Below are 20,621 nucleotides of genomic sequence, written 5' to 3' on the forward strand. Positions count from 1 at the left end.
ATTAATCAAGCCTGGGTCAGGACAAAGTCCCAATTGATCGCCAGGAACGGCACTTGCAAGTCGTAGCGTTCGGCGATGACCGGGTCGCTTTCAGTATTGACCTCGGCGATCAATTCTTTCTTCACGCCAAATACGGTGTCTTCGTGCAAGTACGGGCAGTCGGGGGTGAAGAGATGAGTAATGACCGGGTCGTAACCTTCGGCGGTGACGATAAAGTGCAAATGCGCGGCGCGGTTCGGGTGCCTGCCCAGATCGCCCAGCAACTTGCCTACAGGCCCATCGGCGGGGATCGGATAATGACGCGGCTTGACCGTGCGAAACGCGTAGTAACCCTCGGCATCAGTGGTGAACAGCCCGCGCAGGTTGTAGTCCGGTTGCACGCCTTTTTGCTGCACGTCGTAGAAGCCATCGTCGTTGGTCTGCCAGATATCCAGGGTCGCGCCGGCAATCGGCCGGCCGGCCGTGTCCAAGACCCGGCCACTGACCAGGGTCGGCTCGCCCTTGCCGTCCAGGCAGATGTTCGCGCCGTTCTCGTAGTGCGGCGCGTTGGCCACATAGAACGGGCCGAGGATGGTATTGGGCGTGGCGCCCTTGGGTCGCCGATGGTTTATCGCGTCGATCAGCATGGTCGCGCCCAGCACGTCCGACAGCAGGATGTATTCCTGGCGCCAGTCGGTGCACATCTGCCCCGTCTGGGTCAGGAACTCGATGGCTTTAAACCATTCATCATGGGTAGGCTCGATTTCCTTGATAGCTGCATGTAGGTGCCGGGTCAATACCGCCATGACTTCTGCCAAGCGCGGGTTGGCGTCGGTGGAGATTCGGGCATTGACGATCTCAGCGGAGTTTTCCTCTTCGAAAAGGCCGCCAATGGCAATGTCGGTATCCAGGTGAGTAGTCATGATGTGAGTTCCTTGATCGTTATTCTTGAGGGCCGAGGATTTTTAACGTCGGCACCGGCAGGCGCCCGGCAACACTTAATACGCTTGAGCTTCGACAGGACGCCGTTGACGGCCGCTGAAGCGCTGCTTCATTTGCTGTTCGATCTCTTCCAGGGTCAGCCCCTTGGTTTCTGGCAGCCACAAAGTGCAGAAGACGATTGAGCCGATGTTCACCACCGCGAACAGGAAGAACGTCATGCCGCCCATCACACTCAATAGGACCGGGAAACCGAAGGCGACGATGGCATTGAAAATCCAGAATACACTCACTGAAATGCCATTCATCAAACCGCGGGCGTGAGTGGGGAACAGTTCCGACATCAGCAACCAATACACCGGGCCGATACACATCTGCATGAAGAACAGGAACACCAGCACGCCGGACAACGCTAGATAACTTTGCATTAGCGAATGCGGCATGAAGTTGAGCACGACTCCGAGGAAGATTTGCGCCAGGACCACGACGGCCAGCCCAAGCAGCAACATCGAGCGCCGCCCCATGCGGTTGATCAGCCACATGCCGATCAAGGTGGCGATCACCGAGATCACGCCATTGCCGATCGTTGCAGTCAGTGCGGCATTCGTGCCCATGCCTGTCTCTTTGAGAATCATCGGCGTGTAGTACATGAAGGCATTGACGCCGGTGAACTGGATAACGAAACCCAAGCCGATGCCGATGGCCAGTAGCTTGAGTAGCCAGGGTTCATTGAGCTTACTGAGCATGCCGGTAGAGTGCCGTTCGACGTTGCACTGAGCGATGATCTCCTTCAGTTCGTGGTCCACTTCGCGCTGGGTGTCACGGATTCCGGCCAAGGTAGCCCTGGCTTCTGCAATACGGCCTTTACTGACCAGCCAGCGTGGCGAGGTGGGGACGAAATGCATGCCGACATACAGCAGCACCGCCGGGATCAGGGCAATAGCCAGCATGTAGCGCCAGATGAACGGGCTGTCAAACAGGTGCGCCAGGCCGGCGCTGCTGATGTAGGCCAGGCACTGGCCGGAAACGATCATCAACTCGCTCTGACACACCAGCCGACCGCGGTGCTTGGGCGCTGCCAGCTCGGCGATCAGCACCGGCACAGTGGAGGATGCGCCACCGACAGCGATACCGAGAATGAAGCGAGTGATGACCATGGTCCACATGTCCGGCGCTACCGAGGTGCCTAGGGCGCCCAATGCAAACAGTAGGGCCAAGGCCTTGAGTACACCGAGGCGGCCATAACGATCGGATAACTGACCGGCGAACAGAGCCCCAAACGCCCCGCCAAATATCAATGAAGAAGCCACCAGCCCTTCCGAGACAGGCGTCAAGCCGAGACCGCCCTGGCTGGCGTCCAGCGTCATAAAAGGCAGCGCTCCGGAAATGACACCTGTGTCGTAACCGAATCCCAGCGACCCCATGGTGGTGATGGCTGCGATGCGCCAGAGGATCTTTGACGAAGCACTCGCAGTAGTTCGACTGTTCAACATGAGGTCAACCTTTTGAAGTTATTGTGTGCACTCAGTGGAATTCAGACTACTGCCATTGAAACGGAAAAAAAATGCCCCTTCGGCAAATGTGTTTTCCGCTTGGTGGAAAACTGATTTAGCGCGTCCAATAACGCTCGTATTCATGCTCGGTAAAGTCTGCCAGCAGAAAATCGATGAAGACGCGCAGCTTGGTTGGCATGTACCGGCGGCTCTGAAAGGCCATATTGATCGTCAGGCGAGGCAAGTCCCAATCATCCAGTACCGGGATCAAGCGCCCGGCAACCAGGTCGGCATTAATGATGTACTTGGGCTGCACCAGAATACCGCCGCCAGCCAATGCCGCCGCCCGGACAATCTGCCCGTCGTTGGTTTCCAGGATGGGGTCAACCTTGATCGCAACTTCTTCTGCCCCTTTGGTAAAGCGCATGACCCGAGGCTGGTTGGCGTGGCTGTAGAGCAAAAGATCGTGATGGGCAAGGTCATCGATGGTTTTCGGCGTGCCCTTGCGCTGCAGGTAGCCGGGTGAAGCGGCCAGTACTCGACGCGTTTCAGCTAGGCGGCGAATGGTGATATTGGAGTCTGGCTCGAATTCCTTGGTCCTGATCGCCAGGTCGATTTCGCTATCGATAATGTCGTAGTAGCGGTTTTCGCCCAACAACTTGATGTTGATGAGAGGGTACTTCTTGCGAAACGCCGGAATCAGGGGCGCGATATGCAGCGTGCAAAACGAGATTGACGAGGTAACGGTCAGGGTGCCAACCGGTTGTACCAGCGATTCACTGAGCGAGGCTTCGGCTTCCTTCAACTCGCCGAGCAGGCTCTTGCAACTCGCATAAAACTGGTGGCCTAAATTGGTCAGCGCCAGGCGGCGGGTGTTGCGGTCAACTAGCCTGACGTTCAGCCGTTGTTCCAGTGCGACCAAATGCCGGCTTGCCGCAGCGTTGGATAACCCGAGTATTTCAGCCGCCTTGCTCAAGGTGCCTACTTCCGCCGTCAGTACAAACAGCTCCAATTCGGTCAGCCGATCCATTCATGTGCTCCGTTTTTTATTTTTTCATATAGGAAATAAAGAATTCCATATACGGACTTTTCTTACGATCAGCGGAACTATAACGTGCGGCGCTATAGCCTGAAAAGAACAGCCGGTGGCCCATCCGTAATCGCCAACAGTGCGTGCTGGCAAAAAAACCTGAGGAGTCACACGATGCGTAATCTGGACGAAGCGAGCATCACACAAGCCGTATTAGCGCGTCATAGCGGCGCCGCTGACGCGCGCTTATGTGAAGTCATGACCAGCCTTGTACAACATCTGCATGCCTTTGCTCGCGATATCAAACTCACGGAGCAGGAGTGGCAATACGGAATTGACTTTCTCGGTCAGGTAGCAAAGGTTTGTTCGCCCGATCGCCAGGAATTCGCGCTCCTGTCCCACACGCTGGGACTGTCGACCCTGGTGTTGGCGCAGAATGACAAGAAGCCGGCGGGGTGCACCGAGGCCACCGCTTTCGCCGCGCTACAACCCTCCAACGCCGCGCTCTACGACTTGGGCGCGGACATCAATACGGGGTTGGCCGGGCCGAAGTGGTATGTGCGCGGCGCGATACGTGACGTCAATGGCAATCCCATCCCCTACGCTGCCATTCAAGTCTACCCAGCCGCCGGTAACGGTCGTGGTGCAAACGAACGCGGCCAAGCCTTGCTGCAAGCCGATGAGACCGGCCAATACCATTTCTCGACGATCGTGCCGGACTGTCACCCCATCCCCGGCGATGGCCCCATCGGCAATCTGCTCGCTGCCCTCAACCGCCATGCGTGGCGCCCGGCACATCTGCAGTTCACCATCAGCGCACCCGGCTACCGGCGCTTGACCACCCAGGTGTTTCGCGAAGGCGACCCGTATCTGGATTCTGATGCGGTGTTTGGCGTGCGCTCTTCGTTGATCGCCGAATGGGTCCGGCAAGAACCCGGCCCGACGCCGGACGGCACGCTGAGCAGCGAGGTGTTTTATACCTTGGCGTTCGATTTCGTCCTGGCCAGGGAATGAATCGCCCGGATTTGATGTGGCGCGAGTTGCGCGCAGTTATTCTTCTACCTAGAGGGGCCCATGATTAACGACGCATCCATTACCTCTGTTATCAGCGCGCTCGAAGCTCAACGTTACTTGGCCATGCAGCGCGGTGACTTGCAATCTTTTGAACACTTGTCGCACCCCGAGCTTACTTATATTCACTCGAATGGTGTCAAGGATAGCTTGAGCAGTTATTTGGACAAATGCCGTAATGGCCTTTATGTCTATCACCGCATCGATCACCAGGTTCATGAAGTGCGCTGTTCAGGCAATACCGCGCTTGTCTTTGGCGAAATGTCAGCCGATATCATTTCCCATGGCACCACCAAATCGATCCATAACCGCACGATGACTGTCTGGCTTCAGACGGGTGTGCAATGGCGCCTGTTCGCCTATCACCCCACGCCTATCGCAAAGCTTTCAGCGTAACCCCTGCCCCCCGGAGAACAGCACAATGTCAACAGCCCCCTTTATCTATAACGGCCAACCGTCGCGCGTCATTTTCGGCAAGGGTTCGCTGCAACAGTTGGAAGCGGAAATCGATCGGTTGGGCGCCAAACGGGCGCTGGTGCTTTGTACACCAGAACAGCGCGCCCAAGCTGAACGCATTGCCCAATTGCTGGGCAGCCGTGCCGCGGATATTTTCGACAAAGCGGTCATGCACGTGCCCATCGAAACCGCCCGCGAAGCCCGTGAGGTCGCACGCAAGCTGGGTGCCGACTGCGCGGTAGCCATCGGTGGTGGCTCGACCACAGGCCTGGGCAAGGCGATCGCGATGGACTCGGGCTTGCCGATCCTGGCGATACCGACCACCTACGCAGGTTCCGAGATGACGCCCGTATTTGGCCTGACCGAAAACGGCATCAAGCGCACAGGCAAGGACCCGCGCGTACTGCCAAAGACCGTGATCTATGACCCTGAACTCACTGTCAGCCTGCCCGTGGAGATGTCCATCACCAGCGGCATGAATGCCATCGCTCACGCCGCCGAGGGCTTGTACGCCCAGGATGGCAACCCAGTCATGTCGCTGATGGCCGAAGAAGGCATCCGTGCGCTAGCCGAAGGCATGAAAACGATCCGTCAAAACCCGGGGGATCTCGATGCCCGTGGTGATTGCCTCTACGGCGCCTGGCTTTGCGGCACCGTGCTGGGCAATGTCGGCATGGCGCTGCACCACAAGCTGTGCCACACCCTGGGCGGCAGCTTTAACTTGCCCCATGCACAAACCCATACCATCGTGCTGCCTCACGCCATCGCCTACAACCAGTCTGCCGCTGCCCCTGCCCTGTCGCGCATATGCCGGGCACTTGGGGTCGACCATTGCAGCCCGGCGGCGGCTCTGTTCGATCTTTCCAGCTCACTGGGGGCACCGACCCGCCTCAAGGATCTGGGCTTGACCGAAGCCGACCTGGATCGCGCCACAGACATCGCGCTGTCCAACCCCTACTGGAACCCAAGACCCATTGAAGCTGCGGCGATCCGCCAATTGCTCCAGGACGCCTATGAAGGTGTCCGACCGCAATAAGCCGTCGTACGGTGACGATGAAGCTCCTGCCCTCCCCTCAAAAAAACAAAAACCCCGGAGGATAATCCTACCGGGGTTTAAGGGTTTGCCGGGTAAAGACAGCGCTTAATTCTGGCCCGCCGTGGCGAGGTAGTCGAGGCAAGTATCGACGGTTTCCACATCGGCGAACTTGGCTTCATCAACTTCTGTACGCCGGGAATGATCTCGTCGTCGATTTTTTCACAGGTGAAGGGATTCCCCGGACGGGTCCAGGCGTTGGCCAGGTCGACGTTGATCACCGGCGCACTGGATATGGACAGCTACTGCTCGTTAAAACACCTGCTGGTGTCCAGCGATGTGGGCAGTATTCGCGGCTATATGGACGAAGCACTGCAGGGGCTTGGGCGGCAGCGATCCGTTGTCTATTCGATTCCGCAGATCATATTGGCCCCCGAAATCCTGCGTCACTCCGACTACGTCTGTACCTTGCCCGCCATACAGCTGACTCGCTTTTCGGACGTGCTGGATACCTTCGAGCTGCCGTTTTCAGCGCCAGACTTCACCCTGCGTCTGGCCTGGCATCCCCGAAATCACGCCGACCCGGCCATTACTTGCCAGAGCGGGTTGGCTCACAAGCTCGGTGAATGTTGGTTTGGCGGTACTTCAGCCTCCCGCCACTGCGCTTTCAGTGAACTCATTCACAGAGTAGACCTTACCCCGCCCACCCTCAGAACGCCGGGCCGGGGCCGCCACCGCAGTACAGGGTCTGCCCCGACAGGTAATCCGCCTCCGGCAGGCACAACAGCACCACCGCCCCCGCGGCTTCCCGTGCCTGTCCTGGCCGTCCCAGTGGAATTGCCGAACGCGAGGCCTCTACCAGTTGCTCACTGATGCCCACTTTGATCTGGCGGCCTTCGATGTCCACGGTGGCGCTATCCTTGCCGGCGAATGGTACCGTCAGGCGGGTTTCGATATGACCGAAGGCCACGGCATTGACGTTGACCTTCAGCCGCCCCCACTCCTTGGCCAGGGTCTTGGTCAGGCCGAGAATGCCCGCCTTGGCGGCGGCATAGTTGGCTTGTCCGGGGTTGCCACCTGCTGAGCTTGAGGAGATGTTGACGACCTTGCGAAACACTTCGCGGCCTTCGGCGGCTTCTTTTTTTGCCGCAGCGCTGATCACGACCTGGGCGGCGCGCAGGATACGAAAGGGCGCGGTCAGGTGACAGTCGATGATTGCGTACCACTGCTCATCGGTCATCTTCTGGATCACGTTGTCCCAGGTGTAGCCCGCGTTGTTGATGAGAATATCGATACCGCCGTAGGCCTCAACTGCGGTTTTCACCAGTCGTTCGGCGAAATCCACAGCGGTCACGCTGCCCACGCAGGCAACCGCCTCGCCGCCCGCCTCGCGAATCTCCCTGACCACGTCTTCGGCCGGCTGGGCGTCGAGGTCATTGACCACCACCCGCGCACCATAGGCGGCCAGTTGCAGGGCCACTTCGCGGCCGATACCACGACCGGAGCCTGTGACCAGCGCGACTTTGCCTTCAAGCTTTTTCATTGAATGTTCCTGTTGGATTGTTGTTGTCGTTGTCGAGGAGAACTTCAGCGGCCCCAGACCCCGGCAAGGTCGTGCGCGTCAAGTGCGCTGAGTACCTGTTCGGTATGCGCGCCGCGGGTGGGAATCGGCCCTGGGGTGACCACTTGGCCATCAAAGCGGGGTGCCGGGTGCGCCTGCAGCAAACCATCACGCTCGAAATACACATTGCGTTCGACCATGTGCGGATTCTGGGCCGCCTCCCGAGGGCTGAGCACCGGGGCAAAACAGGCGTCACTGCCTTCAAGCAGATCACACCAGTGCTGGCGGGGTTGGCTGGCGAACAGCTCAGCCAGGGCTTCGCGCATGACGGGCCAGGCGCTGGCGTCCCATTGCCGGGCAAAGCGCGGATCATCTTGCAGGCCCAGCGTGTTCAGCAGCAGCGAATAGAACTGCGGTTCCATCGAACCCAGGGCGACATAGCGGTCGTCAGCGCAGCGATAGGTGGCATAGAAATGCGAGCCATCGTGAACGCTCTTGCCCCGCTGTTCGTTGAGCAGGCCTTTGTTTGCCAAGGACATCATCAACTGCATCATGTGCGCCGAGCCGTCGACAATGGCGGCATCGACCACACTGCCCTGCCCGGTCTGCCGTGCCTTGAGCACACCGGCGAGCACCCCGATGGCCAGGTAAAGCGCGCCACCGCCGATGTCACCGATCAAGGTGATGGGCGATGACGGCGCCTCCCCTGCAGTGCCACTGTGGTACAGCGCGCCCGACAAGGCGATGTAGTTATTGTCATGACCGGCAGCATTGGCCATTGGCCCGTGCTGGCCCCACCCGGTCATGCGCCCATAGACCAGACGCGGATTACGTGCCTGGCAATGCTCCGGGCCCAGGCCCAGGCGCTCCATGACACCCGGGCGCATGCCCTCGATCAGCACGTCGGCGCTTTCGATCAGTTTAAGCACCACCTCACGCCCTTCGGCGCTTTTCAGGTCCGCCACCACCGAGCGTTTGCCACGATTGAGTGGGTTGCTCGATGCACTTTGTTGGCCGGTAATCGAGGTGGAGGCCCCGCGCTCGACTGCGATCACGTCAGCCCCGAGATCCGCGAGGTGCATGGCGCAGAACGGCCCTGGGCCGATACCACAGATTTCGACGATCTTGATACCCGACAGCATGTGCACTCCTTATCCGTAACCTTGTTGTCATGGGGGCACGCTAGCAGAGGAAGACCTGCTAATCGTGCCCCCCGCCAAGGGGGGCTATGACGGCGGATAAGGGTGGCTACTCTGGCCCGGCACCCGTCAGCAATAACAACAAAAGGAAAACAGCGTATGTTTGAGTTACCTCCTCATTGGGCCCTGTGGGCAGCCTGCTGCCTCAGCGTTCCTGCACTGGCCAACGCACAAGCTCAGGTCGCCCCGGCCAACCCCTACCTGGCGCAGTCCTATAACAACCAGACGCACTGGAACGATGGCGCTTCAGACAGCACTGCCATCAGTGTGGCGCGCGGTTCGTACAAGATGACGCCAGACGCTTATCGGGTGGTGCCCAACGAGTCGGGAAGTCTGATGCAGTACACCGACAAAGTGGCTGGCACTGATGTGTACTGGTACTGGGCGGGCTTTTCCCTGCGCAAGCTGAAGATCAACAACGACTTCACGTTCAGTGAAATCGCCCGTGTCGACCTGCCGGTGAAACTGCCTGACTACAAGGCGGTGTCCCCTGAGGAGCGCCTGCAACAAGCCGCGCAGACGCGTCAGTTTCTCGAGGCCAAGGATGAAAAAGGCTTGCTCGAATACATGCAGACGCAACCCAACCGCATGCTGACAGCCACCACCGACCAACTGCTGGGAGGCGCCATCTATTCACTGCTGACTCGCGACAATGCCTTTATCGGCGCCAGTGCCCGTCGCGTGTTCCGTATCGACCAGAACGCCCCCCAAGACCCCGCCTCGGGCATGAAGCTGACCCAGGAAGTGCAACTGCCGGACGCACTGTTCGATAACGAGAAAACCAAACGCGCTATCGGCATGCCTGCAGACACGACCTTCGGCATGGGCATGACCCTCAATGGCTACTTGGTGGTCAACACCATGGGCGGTACCGTGGCCACCCTTGACCGCAATACGCTGAAGCTGATTGACAGCTACCGCATCGAAGGCAGTGACGAGGTGTTCCTCAACTCCTTCTCCACGGGCCCTGAAGTGAATGGCGGCGCGGTCTATGTTGCCTCCAACCAGAACATGTATCGGCTGGTGGTCGACAAAGACGGCAAGATCCACGCTGACGAAGCCAGCGGCGCCTGGAAAGCCGCCTACGAGCGCGGCGTACGCTTCTCTTCAGTGAAGATCGCCGACGGCACCGGTGCCACCCCAACCCTGATGGGCTACGGCCCGGATGAAGACAAGCTGGTGGTATTCACTGACGGTTCGAAAAAGATGAATCTGGTTGCCATGTGGCGTGACCAGATCCCGGCAGGCTGGAAACAGAAGCCGGGCACCCTGTCGTCCCGTATTGCCGACCAACATCAGGTGGACCTGGGGGACGGGATATCGACCGTGCAGTCCGAGCAATCGGTGGCGGTGTTTGACGGCCATGCCTTCGTGGTCAACAACATTCCGGCTGAAGAAAAGCCGACACTGGCCAAGTCTGGCTACTACGTCACCATGCTCAACGGCATGACTCGCCCTGCCGCCAAGGGCGTGGCCATGCTCAAGTGGGACAGCGCCAAGGACCAGTGGAGCACCCTGTGGACCCGTACCGACGTCGGCTCCGTCTCGGTGGTACCGATGATCAGTGGTGGTAGTCGCATGGCCTTGATCAACGGCGTGTACACCGCGCGTCAAGGTGAGGGTTACCACATCGGCATGGACCTGGACACCGGCAAAACCGTGCTGGAAATCGCCACGGGCAGTAATCCGGTGTTCAACGGCATGTATGCGCCGATCAAAGTCGATGCCCAGGGTCGCCTGATGTACGGCATGGCCTTCGGTTTGGTGTTGATGGACACCAGCCGCATGGTGAAGGTCGAGCAGGTCGCCAAGCGCCAGTAGCGCTTCTTGAAGCACACAAACGCCCGGTGCCTTGCACCGGGCGTTTTTATTTAGGTAGGCGCTGGGTTTACCCGCGATGAGTCAACGCGGTCCACCTGATGCACCGCGGCGAGGCCATCGCAGCCAAGGATTTGCTTTAGGTAGGAGCCAGCCTTGGCTGCGATGAATTCGACGCGGTCTTCCTGATGCACCGCGGTGCGGCCATCGCAGCATAGGTATCTACACAATTCTGGGGCAGCGCGGCTCTTGTAGCCGCTGCCGAGGTACGAGGCTGCGATCGGCGGCGAAGCCGTCGTAAATTCAGGCCCTTCGGTGTGCCTGATGGATTACGGTCTCAGGTTTTACGGCCGCTTCGCTGCCGATCGCAGCCTCGTACCTCGTCAGCGGCTACATTCGTAGCAGTAGACGAGTTCAGCGAGGCCAGGTCCGGGGACGTAGTCCTCGCAAAGCCTGTACTCGCGGTGTATCTGAATACTGAAGTGCCAGGTTTTACGACTGCTGCGCAGCCGGACGTGGCCTCGTTCTACTCGTCCACTGCTACGAAATGCAGTACACCAAAAGATGTGTAGATACCTATGCCCATCGCAGCCAAGCAGGCTGTGTGAAAACTCAAAATTTGGTTGATTTAGGGGGTACTTGACCCCCTCCCGACTAGTCGATCGTCGCGTGTACGCGATTACAGGAGGTCGTTTTTTGAGTGGGTCGACTTTTGTCGGAGTTTTCACACAGCCTGCAAGGCTGGCTCCTACACAAGGCAAAAAAAACCGGGCACATGGCCCGGTTAAAGGTGCGCGATCGATCAGCTGCGGCCGTACAGGGTCACCACACAGGCGCCGCCCAAACCCAGGTTGTGTTGCAAGGCAAGGCTGGCACCTTCGACCTGGCGCTTGTCGGCAGTGCCACGCAACTGGTGGGTCAACTCGTAGCACTGGGCAAGGCCGGTGGCCCCCAGTGGATGCCCCTTGGACAACAGCCCGCCAGACGGGTTGGTGACTACCTGGCCGCCATAGCTGTTGTCGCCATCCAGAACAAAACGCTCGGCGCCTCCCACCGGGCACAGGCCCAGGGATTCATAGGTCAACAGCTCGTTGTGAGCGAAGCAGTCGTGCAGTTCGACCACGCGAATGTCCTTTGGATCGACACCCGCCTTCTCGTACACCGCGTTCGCAGCCCGTTGCGCCATGTCAAAGCCGACCACTTCAATCATCGACATCGACTCATGGCAAATCGGTGTATCGGTGGTCAACGACTGGGCAAGGATCACCACATCGGTGTTCAAGCCGTGCTTTTTGGCGAACGCTTCGGAGCAAATGATCGCCGCCGCCGCGCCGCAGGTGGGCGGGCAGGCCATCAGGCGGGTCATGACGCCCGGCCAGATCACCGGGTCGTTCATCACATCTTCGGTCGTGATGATTTTGCGGAACAGGGCCAGTGGGTTGTTGCTGGCATGACGGCTGGCCTTGGCGCGAATAGCGGCAAAGGTGCTCATCTGCGTGCCGTACTTCTGCATGTGTTCGCGACCCGCGCCGCCGAACATACGCAATGCACTGGGCATGCTGGAGACTTCAGCGGTCAGCTCATCGATCACCGGCTGAGTCATGTGCGTCGTCGCACCTGGACGGTCACCCCAGACGGACTTCAGGGCACCGGGCTGCATCTGTTCGAAACCAAAGGCCAGGGCACACTCCTCCGCCCCGCTCTCCACCGCCTGGCGTGCCAGGAACAGCGCGCTGGAGCCGGTGGAGCAGTTGTTGTTGACGTTGACTACCGGAATACCGCTCATGCCTACTTCATACAACGCTGCCTGGCCACAGGTGGAGTCACCGTATACGTATCCGGCATAGGCCTGTTGCACCAGGCTGTAATCCAGGCCGGCGTCTTCCAGGGCCAGGCGCACCGCCTGGGACCCCATCTCGATATAGGTACCGCTGGTGCCAGGCTTGACGAAAGGAATCATACCGACGCCGACGACATAAGGTTTTTGCGACATCACTCGTTCTCCAGGATCAGAAAGGTTCACACAGGAAGGTGCCATTCGCCCCTGAAGGGCGAATGGCAAGTACAGGCAGGTTTAGCGAATACCGGCGTTGCGCAGCGCGGCCGGGGTAAAGTCGTTGACGCTCGGCTGATAGGCGTAATCAATGCCTGTTTTGTTCTCGTTGCCGAGGTTCGATACCACGTAGCGCCCAGCCATCAGGTCATAGGTGGCAATGCCGGCGAAGGCCGTCAGCTGTTGCACGTAGTCGGTGTAGGTGTGCCCTTCGCTGACCCGCCACAGTTGGCCACGACCGTCATAGTGGTCAATCTCAACGGCCGTCCAGGTGTCTTCGTCAAAGTACATGTGGCGCTTGGCGTAGATGTGCCGCGAGCCCGGCTTGAGCGTGCCCTCCACTTCCCAGACCCGATGCAGCTCATAGCGGGTCAGGTCCTGGTTGATGTGGCCCGGCTGGATGATGTCCTTGTACTTGAGCGAAGGCGACTGCAGTTTGTAGCTGTTGTAAGGAATGTAGATTTCCTTCTTGCCCACCAGTTTCCAGTCGTAACGATCCGGTGCGCCGTTGTACATGTCGGAGTTGTCGGCGGACCGCATGCCGTCAGCGGCAGTACCCGGGCCGTCATAAGCCACTTGAGGAGCGCGCCGTACCCGACGCTGGCCGGCATTGTAAGCCCAGGCCATGCGCGGCTCCGCGACCTGGTCCAGGGTCTCGTGGATCAGCGTTACGTTACCGGCCATGCGCGCCGGTGAAGTGACCGTCTGCTTGACAAAGAACAATATGTTACTGGTGTCCTTGGATTTGGCGTCGGCCATGATCCAGGGGAAGCCGCTGGCAATTTCAATATGCACCGGCGTGAAGTCACCATTGACTTGCGGGGTGGCCTGGACCTGTACGTTGATGTAGTTGTGACCGCGGTAGCGAGTCAGGTGGTTCCACACCACTTCCAGCCCGTTTTTCGGGATCGGGAAGGCAAAATAATGAATCTGGTCGAAGTTTTTCAGCGAGTAGCCGTCGTTGATCGCTTCGGTCGTTACCGCACTTTTCTTCGCCGCGTCATACACCGATTGCGGCATGACAGCGCTGCGCTGTGTCTTGTACACCGGGATTTTGTAGGTGTCAGGGTAGCGCTTGAACAGGGCCTGCTGGCCTGCGGTCAATTTGTCCTTGTACTGCTCGACGTTGGCCGCGGTGATAACAAACAGGGGCTGTTCACTGGCATAGGGGTTGCCCATGAAGCCGTTTTGTACCGGCGCAGCACCGGGCTTGACGCCGCCGGTCCAGGCCGGAATGCTGCCATCGGCGTTGCCCGCTTGTTGTGCCCCCACGGGGGTCAGGCTGGTGCCCAGCTTGGCGGCTTCCTGTTCGGAAACCGCGGCCATGACACTGGACGCCATCAGGGTAAGGGTGCAGGCGGTGAGTAGAAAGCGTAGTGGTTTCATTGTTGTTTTCCTCTCGCTGATGGGTCAGAAGTTCACGCCGAAGCTGAGGGCGACGTAGTCACGATCAGTGTTGGTGTTCCACTTGCCGCCGAAGTAGTCGGTGTAACTGAGACTGGCGGTGTAAGTGTTCAGGTATTCGGCATCCAGGCCGAGGCTGACAGCCTTGGTGCCCTCTTCGAAGTTCGGCCCTACGCCGTCGACGTCATGGGACCAGGCCAGGTTTGGCGACAAGTTGATGCCGGCAATCACGTTGGGATAATCGAACTTGGCGCGCATCCGGTAGCCCCAGGAACTGCTGGTGTAAAAGCCGTGGCTGTTGCATTCCTGCTGTGGGTTGCTGGCCGCATTCACCCCAGGCTGCCCAGGGACTGGCGAAATGGACCCGACGCAGACCGCCTGGTTGGCCAGTTGCCCTGCGCCAAACACAGTACTGCGACCAAAGCGCAGGTCACTGCCATCGCTTGCGCCCAGGCCGTTGATGCGGTTGTAGCCAACCTCGCCGATCAGGGTCAGGCGATCACTGCCCAGCACCTGATCGAAGAAACGGGTCGCGCTGACCTGGGCCTGCAAGACTGGCATGCGCTTATAGCCATCGATGTCGGCACCGGCGACGTTCACTGAGTTACCACTCAGGAACAGCGGCGATGCAACATTGCCCAGCGCGGCCAGGTTGGTGTCGGCACCGTTGAAGTTCAGTGGCATGTTCGGTCGGAAGCTGATCTCGCCACCGACCGAGGTGCCATCGATGTTGGTGGCAAAACTCACCCCGTACAGGCGCACATCTTCGGGATAGACCACGTTGTAGCTGGCAGTGCGGATGGCCGTGACTGCGTTGCTGGTATTGGTGGCACGGGTAAAGTCCACGCTCGGGTTACGGCTGTGGTAGTTCATGGCATAGAAGCCAAGCTCAGTCTCGTTCAGCTGGGGCACATACCAGCGCAGCGCCAGGCCGTACTGGCCGCTGTCACGGGCATCGCGGGTCTTGGTGCGGGGAATGTACGCATCGTCGGCCACCCCTGGCAGGCCGGTGTTGTTGGCCACGCCCGGTGGCAGGTCCAGGCCCGCCAGCACGGCTCGGTCAGTACAGCCCTCCGGTGTCACGTCGTTGCCGAAGAAGGTGCCGCAGTTGTCGATGACTGAGCTTTGCCATTCGATCTGATAGAACATCTCGGCGGTCAGGCTGTCCGTCAGCCCCTGGGACAGGTAGAACATATTGACCGGGATCAGCCCTTCCTTGACCTCGGCGCCGGGGCGGCGCAAAGCGGCGACGTCGATCGGGTTGATACTGTTGATCGAGTTGCCGATAAAGGTGCTCTCGCCCCAGCTCACCACCTGCTTGCCGACCCGTACGTTGCCCGGCAACGAGCCGAGGTTGTAGTTGTGGTAGACGAAGCTGTCGAGGAACATCGCCCCGGACGACTTGGCGGCGCGATCACGGCCATGGTCATCAATGTCATAGAACGAGCGGCTTTCATCCTTGAGCTCGAAGTCATACCAGTACTTGCCGCGCACGAACACGCCGCTCTTGCCGTACTTGAGTTCCAGGTCGTGCACGCCTTTGAAGATCTTCGAGAAGGTTTCACCCTTCTTGAAGTTGAGGCGGTTGTCATCACTGGTGCGCGAGGCGGAATTGCCCCTGACACCTTGTGAGTTGAAGTTAGAGATGAAGTCCGGATCCGGGCCACGCACGGCCCAACTGGCGCCGATCGACAGTGCTGAATCGAAGCTGCCTTTGATGTCGCCAATGCTGAAGTCCTTGGCATTGGCCTGGGAATGAACGGCGATGGCAACGGCGACGGCCAACAGGTGCGGAGCGCGGGCTCCACGCAATCTCGTCAGGTTCATGGGTACTCCGGGTACTGGGGCGCAAGGAAGGCGTGCCACACGCATCGGTGCGGTTCTGGTCTCTGCGGGAACGGAAGAAAAGCGCGGCCGTCTTGGCCGCGCGGCACTCAAGACTCAGGCAACCCCACGCTTGCGGTTTTCCCAGAAGGGCTTGCGCAGTTCGGTCTTCAACACCTTGCCAACGCTGGTCAGCGGTAGCGAATCGCGAAACTCGATGCTGCGTGGCACTTTGTACCCGGCGATCCGCTCACGGCAGTGAGCGATGACTTCTTCGCTGCTAATGGTCACTCCCGACTTGAGAACGATCACCGCGTGCACGGTTTCTCCCCACTTCTTGCACGGAATACCGATCACGGCGCTTTGCGCCACGGCCGGGTGACTGGCAATGGCAGTCTCGACCTCGGCGCTGTAGATGTTCTCCCCACCGCTCACCACCATGTCTTTGAGTCGATCGCAGACATAAATAAAGCCATCGGCATCCATGTAACCGCCGTCACCGGTGTGCATCCACCCACCACGCAAGGCTTCGGCCGTTGCTTCGGGTTTTTTCCAGTAGCCCAGCATCACGTTTGGGCCACGAACGATGATTTCACCCAGCGTCCCGCGCGGCACTTCGTTGTCCAGGGCATCCACCACCCGCACTTCCACGCAGATCCCCGGCAGGCCCGCCGAATACATCTTGCCGTTGGCCTGGTACTCGGGCGTGTGGTATTCAGGTCCCAAGGTCGTGGCCACCGGTGCCAGTTCGGTCATGCCGTAACCCTGGGAGAAGTCGGCGTTGGTGAACAGCGCGCGAGCACGGTCGAGCAACACCGGCGTGATGGTCGATGCGCCATAACCAATGCGTTTCAGGCCACTGACATCGATGTGCTGACCCTGGTTCTGGTGCCAGTCCAGCAGCATCTGGATCATGGTCGGTGCCAGCAGTACTTCGTTGACCCGCTCCTGCTCAATGGCTTCCAATACGCCCTGGGCAGTGAAGGACTGCAGGACAATGTGCGTGCCGCCACTGATGAACAACGCCACCATGGCAGCGAAATCAGCCAGATGGAACATCGGCATCGAGTGCAGGAAGCGCGCATCGGCGCAGCACTTGCCCGAGCTCACCGAGTTCATCGCCGAGAAGCTGACGTTGGTGTGGCTGAGCATCACGCCCTTGGGAAAGCCGGTGGTGCCGCCGGTGTAGAAAATGCCCAGCAATGCATCGCCGCCACGGCGCGCGTCTTCAATGGCTTGGCTATTGGCGATCAGGGTTTCATAGTTGAGCATGCCCGGCGGGGTCGGGCCGTCGCCGGCGTAGATCAGTACCCGCAGGGTCTTGGCCTGTTCGAGAAAACTTTGTGCAAGGTCCTTGTGGTGATCATCAACGATCAGCACGGTGGTTTCCGAGTCGTCCAGCGAATAGATGATTTCCGCCGCACTCCAGCGAAAGTTCACCGGATTGACCACCGCGTCGGCCCAAGGCACCGCCAGGTAGTACTCCAGGTAACGCTGGCAGTTGAAGGCAAGCATCGCCACGCGATCACCACTGGCAACGCCCAAGCCTTTCAGTGCACCGGCAAGCCGTGCCACCCGGTCGCCATACTCGGCGTAAGTCACGCTACGGCCCTGGGATCGAATGGCCACCGCTTGCGGTCGGCTCTGCAAATGGCGATGCAGCCCTTGAGTGATGTACATACTACTGATCTCCAAATAACTTTTTTTGTTGGACTGATTTGGATCGAGTGGCGCTGTGCGGCGGGCCGACGGGGTCAGCCCTGCCTGCGTTGAAGGTCACAATGAGCGGGCAACCACCTCGCGCTGGATCTCGTTGGAACCGCCATAAATGCGGGCGACCCGCGCATCAGCCCACATCCGTCCGATCGGGTATTCGTTCATGTAGCCGTAGCCACCGAACAGTTGCAGGCAGCGGTCGAGCACTTCGCCCTGGCGCTCGGTTAGCCAGAACTTGCCCATCGAGGCCAGGGTGGTGTCCAGGCTGCCGTCGATCCAGCGCTGCACGATCAGGTCAACGAAGGTCTTGGCGGCCAGCACCGTGGCCTTGACGTCAGCCAGCACGAAGCGGCTGTTCTGGAAGTCGATGACCGGTTTGCCAAAGGCCTTGCGGTCCTTGGTGTATTCCACAGTCAGGCGCAGGGCGCGTTCCATGACCGCAACGGCACCCACGCCAATCTGCGCTCGCTCATAGGGCAGCTGACTCATCAAGGTGTAGAAACCTTTGCCTTCCACTTCGCCGAGCAGGCAGTCGGCAGGCACCCTGACGTCATCGAAGAACATCTCGGAAGTGTCCTGGGCGTGCATGCCGACCTTGCTCAGCAACTTGCCACGGCGGAACCCCGGGGTGGTGGTGTCGACCATGAACAGCGACACACCTTTGGACCCTTGGCTGAGATCGGTCTTGGCAACCACCAGCACCATGTCGCAGGTCTGGCCGTTGCTGATAAAGGTCTTGGCGCCATTGATAACGTAGTGGTCGCCCTCCTTCACCGCGCGGGTGCGCACCGACTGCAGGTCGGAACCTGCGCCGGGTTCGGTCATGGCAATGGCACAAATGATTTCGCCGGAGCCAATCTTCGGCAGCCAGTGTTTTTTCTGCGCCTCGGTGCCGGATTCAAGAATGTAGTGCGCCACGATGTGGCTCAGGCCCAGTCCCAGGCCGCCGCCGAAACCGCTCATGGTCTGCACCACGCAAGCGTAGTGGCCGATGTTGCCGCCAGCGCCACCGTATTCCTCGGCCACATCGGGCAAGATCAGACCCAGCTCGCCGGCCTTGAGCCAGGCCGATCGGTCGGCGTAGTGCTGCTCGCGCCAGTGCAGTTCGTTCGGCTCCATGTACTCCTTGGCAAAACGCTGGACCATGTCGCGAAACTGCTCCAGGTCTTCGGTCATCCAGGGTGAACGGTAGTTTTCCAGCATTGCACAGACCTCATGTTCAAAGCGCCCCTGGCGCTGCTTCGGCGCCAGGGGTGCAGGGCAAAGGAGCGATCAGAAGTTGGAGCCGGGGCCGCCGCCGCAGTAGATGACTTGGCCGGAGCAGAAATCGGATTCAGGCAGGCAGAGCATCACCACGGCGCCTGCGGCTTCCTCGGGTTTGCCTGGGCGACCGAGCGGGATGGTCAGGGCGGCGCTGTCCAGGCGCGACTGCTGCACGCCCACCTTGATTTCTCGCCCTTCGATATTCACGGTCTTGCTGTCTTCACCGGCCAGGGCCTGGGTCAGGCGGGTTTCGATCAAGCCGAAGGCCACCGCGTTGACGTTGACCTTCAGGCGGCCCCACTCCTTGGAGAGGGTCTTGGTCAATCCGAGCAGGCCGGCCTTGGCCGAGGAGTAGTTGCTCTGGCCAATGTTGCCACCGGCAGCACCGGAGGAAATGTTGACCACTTTGCGCAGCACCTCGCGGCCTTCGGCTGCTTCTTTCTTCGCCGCGGCGCTGATCACAGGCTGAGCGGCGCGCAGGATGCGGAACGGCGCCGTCAGGTGGCAATCCATGATGGCGTACCACTGCTCGTCGCTCATCTTCTGGATCACGTTGTCCCAGGTGTAGCCGGCGTTATTGATGATGATGTCGACAGCGCCATAGTTGTCGACTGCCGTCTTGACCAGGCGCTCGGCGAAGTCGGCGGCGGTGACGCTGCCCACGCAAGCCACAGCCTCACCACCGGCGTTGCGGATGGTCGCGACCACGGCTTCGGCCGGTTCCGCGTCCAGGTCGTTAATCACCACTTTGGCGCCGTAGGCCGCCAGTTGCAGGGCTACTTCACGCCCGATACCACGACCGGAGCCAGTCACCAGAGCCACTTTGCCTTCAAGCTTTTTCATCAATCGATTCCTTAAATGCGGGTGAGTAGAGGTTCAGGCCAGGGCAACCACGGCTTCGCCGAGCAGCTTGTCTTCGCCGTACTGGTTGGCGCAGCGAATGGCCAGGCGTACACGCTTTTCGCCGTTCTCTTCGAATTTCTCGGTGACCTTGCCGCTGCAGGTGGGGACATGACCCAGTTGCGTGATACCGGTGAAGCGAACAGCCAGGCTGCGGACCTGCTGTTGCGGCACCCATTGGGTGAGCAGCCGGCCCAGGTAAGCGGCCGAGAGCATGCCGTGGGCAAATACATCCGGCATGCGCGACTTGCGGGCAAAGTCGATGTCGACGTGGATCGGGTTGTGGTCACCCGAGGCGCCGCAGTACAAAGCCAGGGTGGTACGGTTGACGGGCTGCAGCTTGAGCAGCGGTACTTCATCGCCGACCTGGATATCGGAATACTGAATGTGATTGGCAAGGGACATCGGCAATTCCTCAGCGCTGGACAAGAGACGAGCGGACATCGGCGATGTGCTCGCCATGCTGGTTGGTCACCCGTGACTCGGTGACCACAAATTGCAGGGCGCCGCCCTTCTTCTCGTAGACGTCCGAGATCACCGCCTCGAAGGTCAGCACGTCGCCGGCATAGGCCATCTGGTGGTACTCAAACGACTGCTCGGCGTGCAGGATGCGACCGAGGTCGAAATCCACCAGGGTGAGAAAGGTGTTCAGGTCGCGCCCCTCACCTTCCAGGCATTTGAGAAAGGTCGCTGGCACCGGCAGCGACTTGTGCCCCGCCGCCCTGGCGACGGCTTCGTCGGTGTAGACCGCGTCAGTTTCGCCAATGGCCTTGGCAAAGAAGCGCAAGCGGCCCTTCTCGACGTCGACGGCGAATGACCCGAGCTTGTGCCCGATCAGATTCTTGTCAGCCATGTGTCTCATTCCTCTTGTTGTTGTGGGGA

At 59.7% G+C, this 20,621-nt stretch carries 17 protein-coding genes; 4 read left to right on the plus strand and 13 right to left on the minus strand.

Going from position 1 to position 20,621, the window contains the following annotated elements:
• Nucleotides 1-5: 5 nt before the first annotated feature.
• The 3 genes from AC3IX4_RS18285 to AC3IX4_RS18295 all read right to left on the minus strand — a co-directional run bounded on the left by AC3IX4_RS18285 (nucleotide 6) and on the right by AC3IX4_RS18295 (nucleotide 3,441).
• On the minus strand, nucleotides 6-902 hold the full coding sequence (locus tag AC3IX4_RS18285) for an intradiol ring-cleavage dioxygenase (protein WP_489256815.1): 897 nt from the start codon (nucleotides 900-902) through the stop codon (nucleotides 6-8).
• A 75-nt stretch (nucleotides 903-977) separates the two neighbouring features.
• Nucleotides 978-2,411, minus strand: coding sequence for a sugar porter family MFS transporter (locus AC3IX4_RS18290; RefSeq protein WP_489256816.1), 1,434 nt, complete (start codon nucleotides 2,409-2,411; stop codon nucleotides 978-980).
• 115 nt (nucleotides 2,412-2,526) lie between these two features.
• On the minus strand, nucleotides 2,527-3,441 hold the full coding sequence (locus AC3IX4_RS18295) for a LysR family transcriptional regulator (protein ID WP_489256817.1): 915 nt from the start codon (nucleotides 3,439-3,441) through the stop codon (nucleotides 2,527-2,529).
• Between the two features lie 174 nt (nucleotides 3,442-3,615).
• Between AC3IX4_RS18295 and AC3IX4_RS18300 the strand changes: the two genes are divergently transcribed.
• Genes AC3IX4_RS18300 through AC3IX4_RS18310 form a run of 3 tightly spaced genes read left to right on the plus strand, consistent with a single transcriptional unit; the run spans nucleotide 3,616 to nucleotide 6,004 of the window.
• Nucleotides 3,616-4,455, plus strand: a complete 840-nt coding sequence (locus AC3IX4_RS18300) for a dioxygenase family protein (protein WP_489256818.1) — start codon at nucleotides 3,616-3,618, stop codon at nucleotides 4,453-4,455.
• A gap of 60 nt (nucleotides 4,456-4,515) precedes the next feature.
• On the plus strand, nucleotides 4,516-4,908 hold the full coding sequence (locus AC3IX4_RS18305; RefSeq protein ID WP_489256819.1) for a nuclear transport factor 2 family protein: 393 nt from the start codon (nucleotides 4,516-4,518) through the stop codon (nucleotides 4,906-4,908).
• A 25-nt stretch (nucleotides 4,909-4,933) separates the two neighbouring features.
• Entirely contained in the window at nucleotides 4,934-6,004 is a 1,071-nt protein-coding gene (locus AC3IX4_RS18310; protein ID WP_489256820.1) for a maleylacetate reductase, read from the plus strand.
• Between the two features lie 706 nt (nucleotides 6,005-6,710).
• Here the strand turns inward: AC3IX4_RS18310 and AC3IX4_RS18315 are convergent.
• Both AC3IX4_RS18315 and AC3IX4_RS18320 read right to left on the minus strand, forming a co-directional pair.
• A complete protein-coding gene (locus AC3IX4_RS18315) occupies nucleotides 6,711-7,544 on the minus strand; it encodes an SDR family NAD(P)-dependent oxidoreductase (protein ID WP_489256821.1) in 834 nt (277 codons plus the stop codon).
• Nucleotides 7,545-7,588: 44 nt separating this feature from the next.
• Nucleotides 7,589-8,704: a CaiB/BaiF CoA transferase family protein gene (locus tag AC3IX4_RS18320; RefSeq protein ID WP_489256822.1), complete on the minus strand. Its 1,116-nt coding sequence runs from the start codon at nucleotides 8,702-8,704 to the stop codon at nucleotides 7,589-7,591.
• Nucleotides 8,705-8,860: 156 nt separating this feature from the next.
• Between AC3IX4_RS18320 and AC3IX4_RS18325 the strand changes: the two genes are divergently transcribed.
• Nucleotides 8,861-10,582 carry a hypothetical protein gene (locus tag AC3IX4_RS18325; protein WP_489256823.1) on the plus strand — a complete coding sequence of 574 codons (1,722 nt, stop codon included), beginning with the start codon at nucleotides 8,861-8,863 and terminating at the stop codon, nucleotides 10,580-10,582.
• Nucleotides 10,583-11,381: 799 nt separating this feature from the next.
• Here the strand turns inward: AC3IX4_RS18325 and AC3IX4_RS18330 are convergent.
• From AC3IX4_RS18330 to AC3IX4_RS18365, 8 genes are all read right to left on the minus strand, one after another.
• The gene (locus tag AC3IX4_RS18330) at nucleotides 11,382-12,572 is read right to left on the minus strand and encodes a lipid-transfer protein (protein WP_489256824.1); all 1,191 of its coding nucleotides are present in this window, start codon (nucleotides 12,570-12,572) and stop codon (nucleotides 11,382-11,384) included.
• A gap of 81 nt (nucleotides 12,573-12,653) precedes the next feature.
• Nucleotides 12,654-14,018 carry a DUF1329 domain-containing protein gene (locus tag AC3IX4_RS18335; protein WP_489256825.1) on the minus strand — a complete coding sequence of 455 codons (1,365 nt, stop codon included), beginning with the start codon at nucleotides 14,016-14,018 and terminating at the stop codon, nucleotides 12,654-12,656.
• 24 nt (nucleotides 14,019-14,042) lie between these two features.
• Nucleotides 14,043-15,863, minus strand: a complete 1,821-nt coding sequence (locus AC3IX4_RS18340) for a DUF1302 domain-containing protein (RefSeq protein ID WP_489256826.1) — start codon at nucleotides 15,861-15,863, stop codon at nucleotides 14,043-14,045.
• A gap of 114 nt (nucleotides 15,864-15,977) precedes the next feature.
• Nucleotides 15,978-17,540 carry a long-chain-fatty-acid--CoA ligase gene (locus AC3IX4_RS18345; protein WP_489256827.1) on the minus strand — a complete coding sequence of 521 codons (1,563 nt, stop codon included), beginning with the start codon at nucleotides 17,538-17,540 and terminating at the stop codon, nucleotides 15,978-15,980.
• 96 nt (nucleotides 17,541-17,636) lie between these two features.
• Nucleotides 17,637-18,779: an acyl-CoA dehydrogenase family protein gene (locus AC3IX4_RS18350; RefSeq protein WP_489256828.1), complete on the minus strand. Its 1,143-nt coding sequence runs from the start codon at nucleotides 18,777-18,779 to the stop codon at nucleotides 17,637-17,639.
• 69 nt (nucleotides 18,780-18,848) lie between these two features.
• On the minus strand, nucleotides 18,849-19,682 hold the full coding sequence (locus tag AC3IX4_RS18355) for an SDR family NAD(P)-dependent oxidoreductase (RefSeq protein ID WP_489256829.1): 834 nt from the start codon (nucleotides 19,680-19,682) through the stop codon (nucleotides 18,849-18,851).
• Between the two features lie 33 nt (nucleotides 19,683-19,715).
• Entirely contained in the window at nucleotides 19,716-20,144 is a 429-nt protein-coding gene (locus AC3IX4_RS18360; RefSeq protein WP_489256830.1) for a MaoC family dehydratase, read from the minus strand.
• Nucleotides 20,145-20,154: 10 nt separating this feature from the next.
• A complete protein-coding gene (locus AC3IX4_RS18365; RefSeq protein ID WP_489256831.1) occupies nucleotides 20,155-20,592 on the minus strand; it encodes a MaoC family dehydratase N-terminal domain-containing protein in 438 nt (145 codons plus the stop codon).
• Between the last annotated feature and the right edge of the window lie 29 nt (nucleotides 20,593-20,621).

The organism is Pseudomonas sp. KH_021 (assembly GCF_057838865.1).

Coding starts and splice junctions, on each gene's coding strand:
- AC3IX4_RS18285 (WP_489256815.1), bottom strand. CDS start 902: ATGACTACTCACCTGGATACCGACATTGCCATTGGCGGCCTTTTCGAA.
- AC3IX4_RS18290 (WP_489256816.1), bottom strand. CDS start 2,411: ATGTTGAACAGTCGAACTACTGCGAGTGCTTCGTCAAAGATCCTCTGG.
- AC3IX4_RS18295 (WP_489256817.1), bottom strand. CDS start 3,441: ATGGATCGGCTGACCGAATTGGAGCTGTTTGTACTGACGGCGGAAGTA.
- AC3IX4_RS18300 (WP_489256818.1), top strand. CDS start 3,616: ATGCGTAATCTGGACGAAGCGAGCATCACACAAGCCGTATTAGCGCGT.
- AC3IX4_RS18305 (WP_489256819.1), top strand. CDS start 4,516: ATGATTAACGACGCATCCATTACCTCTGTTATCAGCGCGCTCGAAGCT.
- AC3IX4_RS18310 (WP_489256820.1), top strand. CDS start 4,934: ATGTCAACAGCCCCCTTTATCTATAACGGCCAACCGTCGCGCGTCATT.
- AC3IX4_RS18315 (WP_489256821.1), bottom strand. CDS start 7,544: ATGAAAAAGCTTGAAGGCAAAGTCGCGCTGGTCACAGGCTCCGGTCGT.
- AC3IX4_RS18320 (WP_489256822.1), bottom strand. CDS start 8,704: ATGCTGTCGGGTATCAAGATCGTCGAAATCTGTGGTATCGGCCCAGGG.
- AC3IX4_RS18325 (WP_489256823.1), top strand. CDS start 8,861: ATGTTTGAGTTACCTCCTCATTGGGCCCTGTGGGCAGCCTGCTGCCTC.
- AC3IX4_RS18330 (WP_489256824.1), bottom strand. CDS start 12,572: ATGTCGCAAAAACCTTATGTCGTCGGCGTCGGTATGATTCCTTTCGTC.
- AC3IX4_RS18335 (WP_489256825.1), bottom strand. CDS start 14,018: ATGAAACCACTACGCTTTCTACTCACCGCCTGCACCCTTACCCTGATG.
- AC3IX4_RS18340 (WP_489256826.1), bottom strand. CDS start 15,863: ATGAACCTGACGAGATTGCGTGGAGCCCGCGCTCCGCACCTGTTGGCC.
- AC3IX4_RS18345 (WP_489256827.1), bottom strand. CDS start 17,540: ATGTACATCACTCAAGGGCTGCATCGCCATTTGCAGAGCCGACCGCAA.
- AC3IX4_RS18350 (WP_489256828.1), bottom strand. CDS start 18,779: ATGCTGGAAAACTACCGTTCACCCTGGATGACCGAAGACCTGGAGCAG.
- AC3IX4_RS18355 (WP_489256829.1), bottom strand. CDS start 19,682: ATGAAAAAGCTTGAAGGCAAAGTGGCTCTGGTGACTGGCTCCGGTCGT.
- AC3IX4_RS18360 (WP_489256830.1), bottom strand. CDS start 20,144: ATGTCCCTTGCCAATCACATTCAGTATTCCGATATCCAGGTCGGCGAT.
- AC3IX4_RS18365 (WP_489256831.1), bottom strand. CDS start 20,592: ATGGCTGACAAGAATCTGATCGGGCACAAGCTCGGGTCATTCGCCGTC.